Annotated in this window: 17 protein-coding genes; 7 read left to right on the top strand and 10 right to left on the bottom strand. The window is 69.5% G+C overall.

What is annotated here, in order from left to right:
- Positions 1–276: 276 nt before the first annotated feature.
- The 3 genes from VLF18_RS18520 to VLF18_RS18510 all read right to left on the bottom strand — a co-directional run bounded on the left by VLF18_RS18520 (position 277) and on the right by VLF18_RS18510 (position 3,551).
- The gene (locus VLF18_RS18520; protein WP_325281106.1) at positions 277–729 is read right to left on the bottom strand and encodes a hypothetical protein; all 453 of its coding nucleotides are present in this window, start codon (positions 727–729) and stop codon (positions 277–279) included.
- Positions 730–1,038: 309 nt separating this feature from the next.
- Positions 1,039–1,323 carry a hypothetical protein gene (locus VLF18_RS18515; protein WP_325281105.1) on the bottom strand — a complete coding sequence of 95 codons (285 nt, stop codon included), beginning with the start codon at positions 1,321–1,323 and terminating at the stop codon, positions 1,039–1,041.
- A gap of 200 nt (positions 1,324–1,523) precedes the next feature.
- Entirely contained in the window at positions 1,524–3,551 is a 2,028-nt protein-coding gene (locus VLF18_RS18510; RefSeq protein ID WP_325281104.1) for a DEAD/DEAH box helicase, read from the bottom strand.
- Positions 3,552–3,891: 340 nt separating this feature from the next.
- Here VLF18_RS18510 and VLF18_RS18505 point away from each other — a divergent pair, with 340 nt between their 5' ends.
- On the top strand, positions 3,892–4,815 hold the full coding sequence (locus tag VLF18_RS18505; protein ID WP_325281103.1) for a lipase family protein: 924 nt from the start codon (positions 3,892–3,894) through the stop codon (positions 4,813–4,815).
- Positions 4,816–4,842: 27 nt separating this feature from the next.
- Here the strand turns inward: VLF18_RS18505 and VLF18_RS18500 are convergent, their stop codons facing one another.
- Both VLF18_RS18500 and VLF18_RS18495 read right to left on the bottom strand, forming a co-directional pair.
- On the bottom strand, positions 4,843–5,214 hold the full coding sequence (locus VLF18_RS18500) for a DUF4345 domain-containing protein (RefSeq protein ID WP_325281102.1): 372 nt from the start codon (positions 5,212–5,214) through the stop codon (positions 4,843–4,845).
- 60 nt (positions 5,215–5,274) lie between these two features.
- Positions 5,275–5,997 carry a phosphatase PAP2 family protein gene (locus tag VLF18_RS18495; RefSeq protein ID WP_325281101.1) on the bottom strand — a complete coding sequence of 241 codons (723 nt, stop codon included), beginning with the start codon at positions 5,995–5,997 and terminating at the stop codon, positions 5,275–5,277.
- A gap of 157 nt (positions 5,998–6,154) precedes the next feature.
- Here VLF18_RS18495 and VLF18_RS18490 point away from each other — a divergent pair, with 157 nt between their 5' ends.
- Complete coding sequence (locus tag VLF18_RS18490; RefSeq protein ID WP_325281100.1) at positions 6,155–7,423, top strand: winged helix-turn-helix domain-containing protein; 1,269 nt, start codon at positions 6,155–6,157, stop codon at positions 7,421–7,423.
- On the opposite strand, the gene VLF18_RS18485 is transcribed toward VLF18_RS18490, so the two are convergent.
- Together VLF18_RS18485 and VLF18_RS18480 are read right to left on the bottom strand one after the other, a co-directional pair.
- A complete protein-coding gene (locus VLF18_RS18485; protein ID WP_325281099.1) occupies positions 7,397–8,041 on the bottom strand; it encodes a UdgX family uracil-DNA binding protein in 645 nt (214 codons plus the stop codon). The genes VLF18_RS18490 and VLF18_RS18485 overlap by 27 nt on opposite strands.
- A 139-nt stretch (positions 8,042–8,180) precedes the next feature.
- Positions 8,181–8,633, bottom strand: a complete 453-nt coding sequence (locus VLF18_RS18480; protein WP_325281098.1) for a hypothetical protein — start codon at positions 8,631–8,633, stop codon at positions 8,181–8,183.
- Between the two features lie 135 nt (positions 8,634–8,768).
- On the opposite strand from VLF18_RS18480, the gene VLF18_RS18475 reads away from it, so the two are divergent.
- Entirely contained in the window at positions 8,769–9,344 is a 576-nt protein-coding gene (locus tag VLF18_RS18475; RefSeq protein ID WP_325281097.1) for a hypothetical protein, read from the top strand.
- A gap of 12 nt (positions 9,345–9,356) precedes the next feature.
- Here VLF18_RS18475 and VLF18_RS18470 read toward each other — a convergent pair whose 3' ends face one another.
- On the bottom strand, positions 9,357–9,803 hold the full coding sequence (locus tag VLF18_RS18470; protein WP_325281096.1) for a DUF6265 family protein: 447 nt from the start codon (positions 9,801–9,803) through the stop codon (positions 9,357–9,359).
- A gap of 139 nt (positions 9,804–9,942) precedes the next feature.
- Between VLF18_RS18470 and VLF18_RS18465 the strand changes: the two genes are divergently transcribed.
- Complete coding sequence (locus VLF18_RS18465) at positions 9,943–10,485, top strand: YkvA family protein (RefSeq protein ID WP_325281095.1); 543 nt, start codon at positions 9,943–9,945, stop codon at positions 10,483–10,485.
- 85 nt (positions 10,486–10,570) lie between these two features.
- Positions 10,571–11,059: a peptidylprolyl isomerase gene (locus tag VLF18_RS18460; RefSeq protein ID WP_325281094.1), complete on the top strand. Its 489-nt coding sequence runs from the start codon at positions 10,571–10,573 to the stop codon at positions 11,057–11,059.
- A gap of 84 nt (positions 11,060–11,143) precedes the next feature.
- Here VLF18_RS18460 and VLF18_RS18455 read toward each other — a convergent pair whose 3' ends face one another.
- Both VLF18_RS18455 and VLF18_RS18450 read right to left on the bottom strand, forming a co-directional pair.
- Positions 11,144–11,632, bottom strand: coding sequence for a C40 family peptidase (locus VLF18_RS18455; protein ID WP_325281093.1), 489 nt, complete (start codon positions 11,630–11,632; stop codon positions 11,144–11,146).
- A complete protein-coding gene (locus tag VLF18_RS18450) occupies positions 11,629–12,201 on the bottom strand; it encodes an N-acetylmuramoyl-L-alanine amidase (protein ID WP_325281092.1) in 573 nt (190 codons plus the stop codon). Before VLF18_RS18450 ends, VLF18_RS18455 begins: the two co-directional genes overlap by 4 nt.
- Positions 12,202–12,450: 249 nt before the next feature.
- Between VLF18_RS18450 and VLF18_RS18445 the strand changes: the two genes are divergently transcribed.
- Positions 12,451–13,008, top strand: a complete 558-nt coding sequence (locus VLF18_RS18445; RefSeq protein WP_325281091.1) for an alpha/beta hydrolase — start codon at positions 12,451–12,453, stop codon at positions 13,006–13,008.
- The coding region (locus VLF18_RS23190) for a hypothetical protein (protein WP_414717244.1) at positions 13,005–13,173 on the top strand (169 nt) is incomplete at its 3' end. The genes VLF18_RS18445 and VLF18_RS23190, both read left to right, overlap by 4 nt.

The raw sequence follows: 13,173 nt of genomic DNA, 5'->3' as shown, positions 1-13,173 counted from the left end.
GGCTGTCGTCGATCGGATGGGCGGCACCGGCTGGCGGGCCGTCCTCGCCGGGCGCTATGACGCCATCGCGCCGGTTAAACCGACGCTAAATGGATGCGGAATTCGCGTTCGCCCGTCATCGCGCGTGGCTGTGTCGTTATGAGGTTTTGGTAGGAATGAGGAAGAGGAGCGAGAAAGGCGTGCGCATCCGTCCCGGGACGCGCATGCTTTTCTCACTCCTCTCCACTCTCCGCCCGACAACGATCCGCGCGTGGCGCAGCCGCTGCGCGCCGACCCTCAGACGTCCGGCTGCACGCGTGCCGGATAGATCAGGCGCTCGATCGCCATCGGCAGGTAGCGGCGTGCGAACACCGGGTGCAGTTGACCGAGCGTCGCCATCGCGCGGCGGCAGTCGTCGTCGGTCGGCGCGTAGACGAACAGGAACGCGCCGCCGGAGCGTGCGAGTTCGAGGTCGTCGTCGATATAGCCGGCCTCGGTGCCGACGGCCTTGGAGATCTGCATCTTCAGGCGGTCGAGGAAGCTCGCGTCGTCCATCGATTCGAGTTCGTTGACGACGAACTCGCCGGTCGCGGAGCGGACCTCTTCGGCCGTGAAGCCCTGCCGCAGCAGTTCGCTTTCGGCGGACTGCGCCTGGGCGAAGCTGTCGAAGCCGGCGAGGATGTAGTGGCGCGGGTAGAACATGCCGAAGGAATGATCGCCTTCCTTGAAAAATTCCCAGTGCGTTTTCATGACGGCCTCCAGGCACAGGAACGTGGATGGTGGCCTGCAACGGAGAAATCGAAAGCAACTGACTCGTTCTGGCCGCGCCGGACGTGTTTCTCATTCGGTCTGCAGCGCCGCTGCAGACGCTCACTCCGAAGCCGCGCCCGGCTCGACCAGCCCTTTGTCATTTTGATTTCCGCTTTCTCCGTTGCAGGCCACTGGGTGCGAAGCCGCGCGGCTCCGCTCGCGATCGCGCCGCCGCAGCTATGCGGACGGCTCGACGATGGGTGCGGCCGGCGCGCGCGGCGGTTGCGGCGCAGTCCGCGCAGGGGCGCATCAGCGCTTTTCGTCCTGGTAGCGCGAGAATTCGGCGGCGTCGAGCTTGCCGTCGCTGTTGGTGTCGAGCCGCGCGAACTTGCCGGCGAGTTCGTTGCCCGACGGCACTTCCGACTTGTCGACGAATCCGTCCTTGTTGACGTCGAGCTGGGTCATCGACGTCATGCCCTGCGCGGGTTCGAGCGAACTCGGCGGCGGCGGTGTCTGGGTTTGCGCGAACGCGACGCCGGCGAGGGCGAGCGACGCGAAGAGCGCGGAGCGGAACAGAGCGGCAGTGATACGCATGGGGTCGTGCCTCCGTTGCGGGAACGAGTGGTTCCTGCGACGCAGGGGGCGTGCCAGCCTCGTTCGCGCGGCGCGCAGACCCGCCGACGCCGGTCATTGCTGGGTTTGCTCGCGTCGTGCCGCGACGGCCGACGGCACGCGGCGCTGCAGCTTGCACGCCCGGGCGCGGAGCCCGGGCGGTTTGCACGGCATCGCGCCCGTCAGGGGCGCTTCTTGTGCGGCTTGCCGCCGCCGCCGCGGAACGTCTCCGGCGATTCGTCGCTGCGTGTGATGCGCAGCTGCTGGCCCGACACCCAGACTTTCTTCAGATGCTTGAACACGTCCGACGGCATGCCTTCGGGCAGGTCGATGAAGCTGTGGTCGTCACGGATCTCGATGCGGCCGATGTTCGCGCTGTCGAGCCCCGCTTCGTTCGCGATCGCGCCGACGATGTTCGACGGCTTCACACCGTGGCTGTGGCCGACCTCGATGCGGAACGTTTCCATGCCGCCTTCCTGGCGGCGCGGTCGCTCGGGGCGTTCGGCGCGTTCCGGCCGCTCGGCGCGCACGGGACGTTCGCGCGGCGCGCGCTCGGCACCGCCGGCGCCGGCGGCCGGCGTTGGGTCGAGCCGTTCGATACGGTGTGCGGGCGCGCGCGATTCGGCGTGTTCGGCCGCTCGAGGCGGCGAGCGGTCGGGACGTTCGGGACGATCGACACGATCAGTGCGTTCGGCGGCGGCCGGATGACGCGGTTTCGGCGAGGCGGCGTTCGAAGTATCGCGTTCGCGCCGCTCGGGGCGGCCGCGATCGTTGCGGTCACCGCGCGGACTGCGCTCGCGGTCGCCGCGCGGTGCGGCGCCGTCGCCGCGTGCGACCCATTTCTCGCGCTCGTGGCGTTCGAACTTCGCCTCGGGTTCGAGCAGGAACGGCGTGCCGCCCTGCACCAGATGCGCGAGCGCCGCGGCGATCTCGACCGCGGGCACGTCGTGCTCGGTTTCATACTGTTCGATGAGCTGCTGGAACATTTCCAGTCCGCCGGCAGCGCGCGTGTCGCTGATGCGCTGCTTGAAGCGCGCGATGCGCTGGTCGTTGACGGCTTCGACCGTCGGCAGGTTCATCGGCTCGATCGGCTGGCGCGTCGCGCGCTCGATCGCGCGCAGCATGCCGCGCTCCCGCGGCGCGACGAACAGGATCGCGTCGCCGCTGCGTCCGGCACGGCCGGTGCGGCCGATGCGGTGGACGTAGGCCTCGGTGTCGTAGGGAATGTCGAAGTTCAGCACGTGGCTGATGCGCTCGACGTCGAGACCGCGCGCGGCGACGTCGGTCGCTACGAGGATGTCGATCTGACCGTCCTTGAGCTTCTGGATCGTGCGCTCGCGCTGCTGCTGCTGGATGTCGCCGTTGATCGCGGCGGCGGCGAAGCCCCGTGCGGCGAGCTTCTCGGCAAGCTCCTCGGTCGCGGCCTTGGTGCGCGCGAAGATGATCATCGCGTCGAACGGCTCGGCTTCGAGGATGCGCGTCAGCGCATCGAGCTTGTGCACGCCGCTGACCTGCCAGTAGCGCTGGCGGATGTTCGTCGCAGTCGTGGTCTTGGCCTTGATCGTGACCTCGACCGGATCTTTCAGATGCGTCTGCGCGATGCGCCGGATCGGCGCCGGCATGGTTGCCGAGAACAGCGCGATCTGGCGCGTCGGCGGCGTTTTCTGCAGCACCGCTTCGACGTCGTCGACGAAGCCCATGCGCAGCATTTCGTCGGCTTCGTCGAGCACGAGGCACTGCAGGTTCGACAGATCGAGCGTGCCGCGGTTCAGGTGGTCGATGACGCGGCCCGGCGTGCCGACGACCACCTGGACGCCGCGGCGCAGCGCGTGGAGCTGCGGACCGTAGCCTTGGCCGCCGTAGATCGGCAGGATCTGGAAGCCGGGCAGGTGGGTCGCATATTTCTGGAACGCCTCGGCGACCTGGATCGCGAGCTCGCGCGTGGGAGCCAGGACCAGCGCCTGCGGATACGCCTTGGCCGCATCGATGCGCGACAGGATAGGCAGCGCGAAGGCCGCGGTCTTGCCGGTGCCGGTCTGCGCCTGGCCGAGCACGTCGCGGCCGGCCAGCAGCGGCGGGATCGTCGCGGCCTGGATCGGTGACGGAGATTCGTAGCCGACCTCATCGAGCGCCTTGAGCACCGGGGCCGGCAGATTCAGCTCGCGGAAGGTGGACGGACCCGGCAGGGCGCTTTCGGTGGGTTCGGTCATGGCTTCGGGCTCGCGGCGGGGCGGCCTATTGTCGCCGATAAGGCCGTGAATTGCTTGATAGACCCCCGCGCGCTATTGCGCTTGGGGTCTTCGGCGTGCAACAAAGAAGCAAACGATAAATGTTCACGGGGCGCGAGACACCCTCTCCGGTTGCCGACCTCTGCTCCTTCAGCAACTGGAGGGTAGCGGTCAGAAACCAGGGAAGGCGGATCCGCGCTCCGTCCCCACCGCTTTCCCTGGTTTCCAGCCGCTATCCTCCGGTTCTTCGCTTCCCGTAGCGGTCGGAAACTGGAGAAGGTGACTCCGCGTCCCGCCCTCCCACCGCTTCCCGAGGATCCCGATGACCGCACCGTTTTCCACTACCGCCGGCGATACCGCCGGCCGCATCGGCATGACCCTGGCGTCGATCGCCTATGCGCCCGATCAGGCGACGATCCAGAGTCTGCTTGCCGATGCCTCGCTCCCGACCCAGGGCAACTGGGCGCTGGTCTGGTATGCGAGCGATGCGGGCAATCAGGCCTTCGTCGCGCAGGACAAGGTCAGCGGCCAGTTTGCGATCGCGATCCGAGGCTCGGTCACGAATCCCGAGACGCGCGCGTTCTGGATCGACTGGCTGTGCCAGGACCTCGGCGTGTTCCGCATGGCCAACTGGCCCTACGACGGCGCGCCGGCCGGCGCGCGCGTCGCGCAGGGTTCGCTGCACGGGCTCGGCAGCCTGCTGACGCTGAAGGATCCGACGCAGGGCGATCTCGTCAGCTTTTTCCGCCGCAACGCGGAGCGGCCGTATCTGACCGCGGTCGTCGGCCACAGCCTCGGCGGCGCGCTCGCGACGATGCTCGCGCCATATCTGCATCAGGAATTCTCGCCGGGACAGGACGTGCTCGATTTCTGGCCGGTCACCTTCGCCGGGCCGACCGCGGGCAACGCGATCTTCGCGGGCTGGCTGCTCGACCGGTTCGCGATGACGAACAGCCGCTACTACAACGTCGACGACATCGTGCCGCATGCGTTCCAGGCGCTGGACTGGATCCGCGCGTCGTTTCCGGGCGGCCCGCGGCTGCCGATCGAACTGATTCCGCCGCTCGACGCGATCCGCGACGTGCTCAAGTTCGAGAAGTCGGGCTACACGCAGCCCGGCGACGGCGTACCGCTGCAGGGCACGATCGATCTGAAGGACGACTGGTTCGTGCAGGCCGGCCTGCAGCACAGCGGACAGACCTACCTTGCGCTGCTCGGCGCGCCGCCCGTGAACAACGGCGGCTGACGCCGGCGGCGTGCGCGAACGGCGTGCTCAGCCGGCGCGCAGCGCCAGCACGAGCGCGCCGGCCAGCAGCAGCACTTCGAGCCCGGCGACGACGAGCATCGTCGTGCCGGGCACGCCATAGCGCAGCATGCCGCCGGCGCGGAACAGCACGAGTCCGGCGTAGAGGAACAGCGAGAACACGACGGCCGTGCGTTGCGCCGCGGCGCCCGCCGTCGCCGCCCAGCCGTAGAACGCGGCGAGGCCGAGTTCGAGCCCGGCGTAGACGGTCAGGAATTCGACGCGGCCCTGCGCATCGAGCGTGAGGCCGACGGCCGTCGCGATGCGTTCCGGGACGATGGCCGACGCGGCGCCGAGGAGGGCGTAGACCACGGCGTTGACGACGAGATAGGCAGTGATCATGGCGTCCTCGCGACCGGGCGGGCCGAACTTGCCACGGCCGGTGTGCCGGCCGCGTGGGGATCACGGCGCGGCGTTTGCCTGCCATGCGGCGATTTCCTCGCGCGCGCGGGTCAGATCGTCGCGGAATGCCGGCTGCCGGCGCAGTTCTGCGGCGATCGCCGTCGCCGCGAGGAAGCCCGCATCGATGTCGCTGGGATAGTGCACGCCATTGACGATGCGGCCCTGCGCGAAGCGGTCGCCGCGTGCGAAGATTTCGCGGCGCTTCTGCGGCAGCAGATCGGCGAGCACGATCGCATACAGGCGCGCGAGCGTGCCGTGGCCGCTCGGATAGGTCGCGCCGTCGGGGCGCAGCAGCGGTTCGACCGCGGTGGAGGCGACGAACGGCCGCGGGCGGTTCCAATGATCCTTGACCGGACCGACGACGGCGCCGATCGATGCGGTCAGCCGCTCGAACAGGCGTGCGGTCTGCGGCAGGGCCGCCGCATCGAAACCGGGGCCGACGGCGTCGGCGAAGCGAAATACGCTGGCTTGCGCATCGCCCTTGGCCAGTTCGATCTGCGCGGCGCTGCGCGCCTTCTGCGTCGCGAGCACCGCGGCGAGGTCGGCGCGTTCGGCGTCCGAGCCGGCCGCGGGCGGCGGCGGCAGCAAGGTCACGAGATTGAGCGCGTCGGCGAGCGGATAGGGTTCGGCCTTGCCGCGCGCCTGGACGCCGAGGCTCAGCGCGAGGCCGAGCAGCGCGATCGCGAAGCGGACATAGACGGTGTGCTGAAAGGTATGGGGCATGGCAGGCGGGCAGCGGCGGCGGAGCGGCGAGTCTGCCACGACGCAGCGGCGCGCCGCGCATGACGGCACGATATCGAATCAGGACAGAAATGGCACAGCGCCGGCGGACGCTCCGGCTACACTGCGGCGCCGCAACCGCGGTGCCTGCGTACCGTCCATGACTTCCGATGCCGCATCGCTGACGCTGTCCGAATCGCAGGCGCGCCTGCTGCATCTGGCCGCGCAGGGCCTGCTGCTCGCGCCGCGTGCGAAGGCGACGCCCGCGCGTCTGCTGGCCGCCGTCGCGCGCATGCAGCTGCTGCAGATCGACACGATCCATGTCGTCGCGCGCAGTCCGTACCTGACGCTGTTCTCGCGGCTCGGCGCCTATCCCGCGGAATGGCTCGAAAAATCGCTGTCGCGCGGCGCGCTGTTCGAGACCTGGGCGCACGAAGCGTGTTTTGCGCCGATGGCCGATTTCGACCTGCACCGCGATTTTCGCCCGGCGCGCGCGGGGCACTGGGCGCTGCGCCACGCAGCGCGCGTGCGCGGCACGAACCGCGACGAAACCGACGCCTTGCTCGCGCACGTGACCGCGCGCGGCGCCGTGCGCTCGGCCGACTTCGAGCGTACCGACACTCAGCCCGGCGGCGGCTGGTGGGGCTGGAAATCCGAGAAACGCTGGCTCGAAGCGCTGTTCGGCACGGGCGAGCTCATGGTCGCGCGGCGCGAGAATTTCCAGCGCGTCTACGACCTCAGCGAACGCGTGCTGAAGGCGGCTCAGCGCCATCGCGTCGAACGTGAAACGCAGCCGCCCGAGGCGGTCAAGCGCGAGTGGATCGCGCGCTCGGTCAAGGCGCTCGGCGTCACGCCGGCCCGCTGGATCGCCGACTATTTCCGGCTCGGACGGCAGGTCGCCGCCGAGGAACTCGCACCGCTGCTCGACAGCGGCCAGATCGTCGCCGTGCGCGTCACCGGCTGGGACAAACCCGCCTACGTGCATGCGGACCATCTGGCGCTCGCGCGCCGCGCCGCGGCCGGCGGCCTGCGCGCGACGCATTCGACGCTGCTGTCGCCGTTCGATCCGGTGGTCTGGGATCGCGCGCGCGCCGCCGCGCTGTTCGGCTTCGACTATCGCCTCGAGTGCTACACGCCCGAGCCCAGGCGCCGCTACGGCTATTTCGTGCTGCCGCTGCTGCGCCGCGGCCGACTCGTCGGCCGCCTCGACGCGAAGGCGCATCGGCGCGAGGGGCGTTTCGAGGTCAAGGCACTGTATCTCGAGGACGGCGTCGTGCCCGACGACGCGCTGGCCGGCGACCTCGCGCTCGCACTGCGCCAATGCGCCGACTGGCACGAGACGCCGCACGTGACGCTGGGCCGCTGCGAGCCGCGCGCGTTTGCCGCTGCGCTGCGCCGCGCGCTACGCGTCCTCGACGAGCAGGCGTAGATCGGCGACGAACTGCCGGTACGCGGCTTCGCGTTCGTCGGCATCGCGCAGGCGCAGCAGGAAGGCCGGGTGCACCGTCGCGAACGCACGCGCGCCGCTGTCGAGCTCGCGCCAGACGCCGCGCTCGCGCAGCAGCCGGAAGCCGCGCCCGAACAGCGCCTGCGCCGCCATCGCGCCCAGACAGACGATGCGCGCGGGCTGCACGCGCGCGAGTTCCGCATCGAGCCAGAAGCGGCAGGCGGCCTGTTCCGCCGCGCTGGCGCGCGCATGCAGACGGCGCTTGCCGCGCAGCCGGTATTTGAAATGCTTCACCGCGTTGGTCAGATAGAGCGTGTCGCGATCGATGCCGGCCTCGGCCAGCGCGCGGTCGAGCAACTGGCCGGCGGGCCCGACGAACGGCCGGCCGGCGAGGTCTTCGCGATCGCCGGGCTGCTCGCCGATCAGGAAATCGCGCGCCCGCTCGGGGCCTTCGCCGAACACGGTCTGCGTCGCGGGCTCCCAGAGCGGACAGGCGCGGCAGCGTTTCGCCGCGGCGCGCAGGCGCGCCAGGCTCGAACGGGCCGAAATGGCAGGACGCGCCGGCGTCGTCGCGTCTTCATCCTTGCCGCGCCACGCCATAGCGATTCCTCCGGCTCGCCTGCGATCCCACGTCAGGACTGCAGCGATACGGAATTTGTACATCTTGTGGCAAGCGCGGCCGCGCCGCGCATTCGCGCGCGATTCATGATGTCGCAAAAGCGCGAAACGCCGAGGTTCGCTAGAACAGGTCGAAACGCAGCCCGTCGCGCTCGTTGTCCCAGATCGTGGACACGATCCACCAGCGCGCACCGTCGTGGAAGAGCTGGATCGAATTCGCGCCGCGCTTGAGCAGCGCGCCGCCGTCGGGCTCGGTGCGCGCCTCGTACCGGCTCCAGACATGCGCGACCTGGCCGAAGCGCTCGATGCGCTGCGCGGTCTCGACTTCGAAGAATGCGTTCTGCGCGAAGAACGGCGCGACGTTCGCGATGTAATCCTCGACGCCGAAGCTTTCCGCGCGCGGCTTGCCGTCGGCATCGATGACCGTGCGCAGGCTGCGCGCCTCGGGGCGGTGCAGCGCGCGGAACCGGTCCCAGTCGCGCGGTTCGCCGGCCGCGCCGGAGATGCAGGCGTATACGGCGCGTATCAACGTGTCGATGCGCTGCGCATCGGGCGGGATCGGTTCGTCGCGCATCGGGATGCCCCGGTGATGAGTCCTGGCAGACTCGTGCGTTGTCTCGCCGCGTTCCAGTGCCGGAAGTCGCCGGCGTTGTGCCGCGACGGCGTCTGCGCGACGATGCGGCGGCCTTTTGACCGCCGGAGAAATCGCATGGACCGTGTCTGCCGAGGTTGGCTGTTGATCGCGTCGCTGCTGGTCGGCACGTGGGTCGCGGTGCCGACGCTCGCGTCCGACGGCGGGCTCGTGCGCAAGCAGCGCTTCGCCGGCACCGCGCACGTCGGCGACGCGCAGCTGTCGCCGGTGCAGTTCGAATTCCTGTGTCATCCGGCGCCCGAAGGGGCGCTCGGCATCGACGTGGTGCTGACCAAGGGCGACGAGGCCGGCGGCTTCCCGCTCGATCGGTTCGAAGGCCCCGACGGCGTCGGCGGCACCGGCGACCTGGCCGAGTGGAGCATCGACACGCGCGGCGACGGCGTGCGCGTGCGCGGCGCGATCCACGGCTGGTACGGCGTCGACGGCGACGGCTTCGTGTTCGGCCGCTCGCAGATCAACCGCAAACCCGACGCGTTCGGCGCGCTGGTCCGGGCCGCGACGATGCCCGAAGCGAAGCGCCTGCGCTTGTCCGTCGCCTCGCCCGACGGCGGCGCTCCGCTGCAGTTGGAGCTGCCGCTGGATGGAAAGCAGGCCGCGATCGGCGAGACCGTCGCCGCCTGCATCAAGCGATAACCGCCGACCGGCTCACGGACGCACGCGCCGGTAATTCCAGCGCTCGACACGCTCCCTGCCGTCGATGAGCCCTTCGATGCGCGCGGCGAGCGTGTCCGGCGCACGGTATTCGTAGACGATGCGCTGCGGAAAATCGTGCTGCGCATTCTCGAACGTGATCGTCTGCGCATCCACCTGGACGGCACGGAACTCCGTCGCGGGACCGCCGCGCGGCTGCGCGACGTAGACAAGCGCGTCGCCGCGCTGCTCGATGCGGACGAACTCGAAGAACGGCTTCTTGCCGCCGTGCGTTCGGCTCATGCCGGTCATGAGCCCCTGCGCCGGCGCGAGCCAGACTTCGTCGGTCACACGGCCCCCGTCCTCCACGCGCCAGTGTCCGGCGAGCCACGCGGGCGGTTCGATCGCGCGGGCCGCGAGGCTCGTCAGCGACACCAGGACTGCACAGGCAATGAGGCGCATGAGGTTGCTCCGCGATGGAAGCGCGAGCGTAGCAAAGCGCCGCCGCGAACGGCCGGGACGCGCACCGGACGCGGGGCCGATGCGACACCGGACTTCCGGCTTTTGACGGTTGCCGAAGCTGCGCGTAGGCTCGCGCGCCGTGCGTATCTCATTCGTGCTCGAACCTGAAGACATTGCGCGTTTTCATGCGGCCCTGGCCCGGGCGGAGCGCCTGGCCGACTGCATGGACGAATGCGAAATCGTGGAAACGGCGAAAGACGCGCTGAACACGCTGCCGCTCGCGAGCGCGCCGCGCTATGTGCGCCAGCGCCTCGTCTGCGTGCAGCAGATGATCCTCATGCTTGAAGACGAAGCCTGGTGCCTGCCCGGCGGCGAACGCCGCGAAGTGCTGCGCACGCTGATCTATTTCGCCGATCCCGAGGACCTGATCCCCGACGAGGTCGCCGTGATCGGCCTGCTCGACGACGCGATCATGCTGGAACTGCTGCTGCGCCGCCTGCGCCACGTCATCGACGCCTATGTGGATTTCTGCAGTTATCGACGCGAACTCCAGGCCGGCGCGGACCTCGACCGCACGCGCCTGGGCGCGCTGCTCGCGCGCCGCCGCGACGCGCTGCGCGAACGCATGCGACGTCGGATCGCGCGCGTGGAGGCGGTGCGCGGCCTGTCGGCGCCGCACTGACACGCGGCGGGCTTCCCCGCAGCGCAAGGTGACGCGCGGAGCCGCGGCGGCTACCATGCGCGCCTTTTCAGTCGCAGGTAGCGCCATGAACGCGGAGAAGAACAAGGTCGTCAGCTTCCATTACACGGTGACGGGAGAGGACGGCGAGGTCGTCGACAGCTCGCGCGAGCGCGGCGAACCGCTCTCGGTGCTGCTCGGCCACGGCAACATCATCCCGGGCCTCGAAAAGGCACTCGACGGCCGCGCGCAGGGCGACATGTTCACGATCGCGATCGAACCCGAGGACGCCTACGGCTCGCGCAATCCCGACGCCAGGCAGCGTGTGCCGAAGAAGTATTTCCAGGGTGCGCAGAAGCTCAAGGCCGGCGACGTCACGGTGCTGGGTCTCAAGGAAGGCGGCCACCGCGTCGTCACCGTCGTCAAGGTCGGCATGACCGCGATCGACGTCGATCTCAATCATCCGCTGTCCGGCCAGAAGCTCACGTTCGACGTCGAAGTCACCGGCGTGCGCGAACCCGAGGCGGTCGAACTGCAGCACGGTCACGCGCACGGGGCGGGCGGGCACGCACACTGAACGCAGAAAATGGAGGGCAGGAGTGAGAAACGAGCGGGGTATCCGCACACTTGCTCTTTTCTCGCTCCCGACGCTTTCCTCGCTTCACCGGATCAGCCGCTTCGCCCCGACGAAATGCTGCCGCCAGTAGTCGCCGTCGAGCGCATCCAGGCGCACCGTGCCGCCGCGGCTCGGCGCGTGGACGAAGCGGCCTTCGCCGACGTAGATGCCGATGTGGCTGATGCTGCCGCCGTCGCGGAAGAACACGAGGTCGCCGGGCACGAGGCGGCCGCGTGCGATCGCGGGAGCGTCGAGGCGGTCGATGTCGGCGGCGCTGCGCGGCAGTCGCGCGCCGGCGACGTCGTGGAAGATGTAGCCGATCAGACCGCTGCAGTCGAAGCCGCCTTCCGGCGTGTTGCCGCCGTAGCGATACGGTGTGCCGACGAGGCTGATCGCGCGGAACAGGATGTCGTTGGGGCTCGCGTCGATGTGCGGTGCGGCGATCGTCGCGCGCGTCGGCGTGCGGGCACCGCAGCCGGCGAGCAGTGCGACGACCGACAGCACGGCAAGCACGCGCAATGCCGCCGCCGTCACGGTGTCGCCTCGGGCCGCAGCCGCGTCAGGCCGGTCTCGCTCAGGCGCGGCCACGGAAACAGCGGGCCCGGATCGCGCTTGCGCCGCACGCGCAACGCGGCGTCGTCGCTCGCCGGTACCTCGGCCGTATCGAGGTCTTCGTGGCCGGCGATGTAGCGCAGATTCGCGTGGTTCGCGCGCAGTTGCTGCAGCAGCGCGAGCAGGCGGTCGATCTGCGCTTCGGTGTACGGCTGGTCCATGACCTGGCGACGCGAATCGAGCCAGTCGGGCCAGCGGCCGCGGTTCGTCAGCTCGATGCCGATCGCGCGTTCGTTGTAGCCGCGCGTGTGATGCGCGACGCGCTCGTCGGCGACGTAGCGGAACACGCTGCCGTCGTCGTCGATGTAGTAGTGGCCGCTGTTGCCGGTGCCGGACGGGTAGATCGACGCCTCGCCATAGCGTCGCGCGGTCGCGAGGTCGGGCAGCTCGGTGCAGTGGATCACGACGAGGTCGATGTCGGCGCTGCGCCGCAGCGCCAGGCGCTCGACGTAGGGCAGCGGCTGGTCGTGCACGGCGAGGTCGGCAGGCATGGCGCGCAGTCTGGCATGCGCTGCGCCGGCTGCCAACGCGGCGCGTGCTAGCATTCGCGCCCGGTCGCCGAGGGGAACGTCGAATAGCGTCGACAGTCCCGCGGCGCAGCCCTGCGCCGCTCGCGATCGGGCGCGTAGCGCCTGAACAGCGGAGCCGAGTCCGGACCTGCGCCGGATTCGGCGACTTCAAAAATGCGCCGGAACGGCGATTTTTAGAGAATCCCCGATACTCGTACGCGAGGTACTCCGATGAAAGGTCACGTCATCCTGTCGCACGGTTCCGACAGCGGTCCCGAAGGCACGAAGGTGAAGGCCCTGGCGGCGGTGGCGACGTCCTGCGGCTGGCGCGCGAGCCGCGGCGACTATCGCGACCTCGACGCGCGCGGCATGCTGGCCTGCATCGAACCGCGCATCGCGCGCGTGCGCCACAAGATGCGCCCGGGCGAGCGCACGCTGCTCGTCGGTTCGAGCATGGGCGCGTTCACCTCGGCGCTGGCGTCGCTCGAAATGGATATCGCCGGGCTGTTCCTGATCGCGCTGCCGCTGGAGATTCCCGGCTATGACAAACCGTTCGACGCGCGCCGCGTGCCGACGACCGTCGTGCACGGCTGGAACGACGAAATCTGTCCGGCGTCGGAAGTCGTTACGTTCGCGCGCCAGCGCCGCGCGACGCTGCTGATGGTGCCCGACACGCACCGCCTCGCCGATCACGTCGAAGTGATTGCCGAGCAGTTCCGTCTGTTCCTCGCCGCGATCGAAGCCGAACCGGATCTCGCCGCGCTCGGCGACCTCGACGTCGAAGAATGAGCGCAGTGCTGAAGCTGTTCGCGACCTGCCCGAAAGGGCTCGAATACCTGCTGCGCGACGAACTCGCCGCGCTCGGAGCCACGGAGGCACGCGAAGCGCTGGCCGGCGTGCACTTCGCCGGATCGCTCGAGGTCGCGTACCGCGCCTGCCTCTGGTCGCGGCTCC

Origin of the sequence: Tahibacter sp., from assembly GCF_035481375.1 — a bacterium.
Taxonomy (GTDB): domain Bacteria; phylum Pseudomonadota; class Gammaproteobacteria; order Xanthomonadales; family Rhodanobacteraceae; genus Tahibacter.
This window is presented reverse-complemented; position numbering and strand designations above follow the sequence as displayed.

Coding starts and splice junctions, on each gene's coding strand:
- VLF18_RS18505 (WP_325281103.1), top strand. CDS start 3,892: ATGACCGCACCGTTTTCCACTACCGCCGGCGATACCGCCGGCCGCATC.
- VLF18_RS18500 (WP_325281102.1), bottom strand. CDS start 5,214: ATGATCACTGCCTATCTCGTCGTCAACGCCGTGGTCTACGCCCTCCTC.
- VLF18_RS18510 (WP_325281104.1), bottom strand. CDS start 3,551: ATGACCGAACCCACCGAAAGCGCCCTGCCGGGTCCGTCCACCTTCCGC.
- VLF18_RS18480 (WP_325281098.1), bottom strand. CDS start 8,633: ATGCGCGACGAACCGATCCCGCCCGATGCGCAGCGCATCGACACGTTG.
- VLF18_RS18515 (WP_325281105.1), bottom strand. CDS start 1,323: ATGCGTATCACTGCCGCTCTGTTCCGCTCCGCGCTCTTCGCGTCGCTC.
- VLF18_RS18490 (WP_325281100.1), top strand. CDS start 6,155: ATGACTTCCGATGCCGCATCGCTGACGCTGTCCGAATCGCAGGCGCGC.
- VLF18_RS18445 (WP_325281091.1), top strand. CDS start 12,451: ATGAAAGGTCACGTCATCCTGTCGCACGGTTCCGACAGCGGTCCCGAA.
- VLF18_RS18520 (WP_325281106.1), bottom strand. CDS start 729: ATGAAAACGCACTGGGAATTTTTCAAGGAAGGCGATCATTCCTTCGGC.
- VLF18_RS18460 (WP_325281094.1), top strand. CDS start 10,571: ATGAACGCGGAGAAGAACAAGGTCGTCAGCTTCCATTACACGGTGACG.
- VLF18_RS18475 (WP_325281097.1), top strand. CDS start 8,769: ATGGACCGTGTCTGCCGAGGTTGGCTGTTGATCGCGTCGCTGCTGGTC.
- VLF18_RS18450 (WP_325281092.1), bottom strand. CDS start 12,201: ATGCCTGCCGACCTCGCCGTGCACGACCAGCCGCTGCCCTACGTCGAG.
- VLF18_RS18495 (WP_325281101.1), bottom strand. CDS start 5,997: ATGCCCCATACCTTTCAGCACACCGTCTATGTCCGCTTCGCGATCGCG.
- VLF18_RS18470 (WP_325281096.1), bottom strand. CDS start 9,803: ATGCGCCTCATTGCCTGTGCAGTCCTGGTGTCGCTGACGAGCCTCGCG.
- VLF18_RS18485 (WP_325281099.1), bottom strand. CDS start 8,041: ATGGCGTGGCGCGGCAAGGATGAAGACGCGACGACGCCGGCGCGTCCT.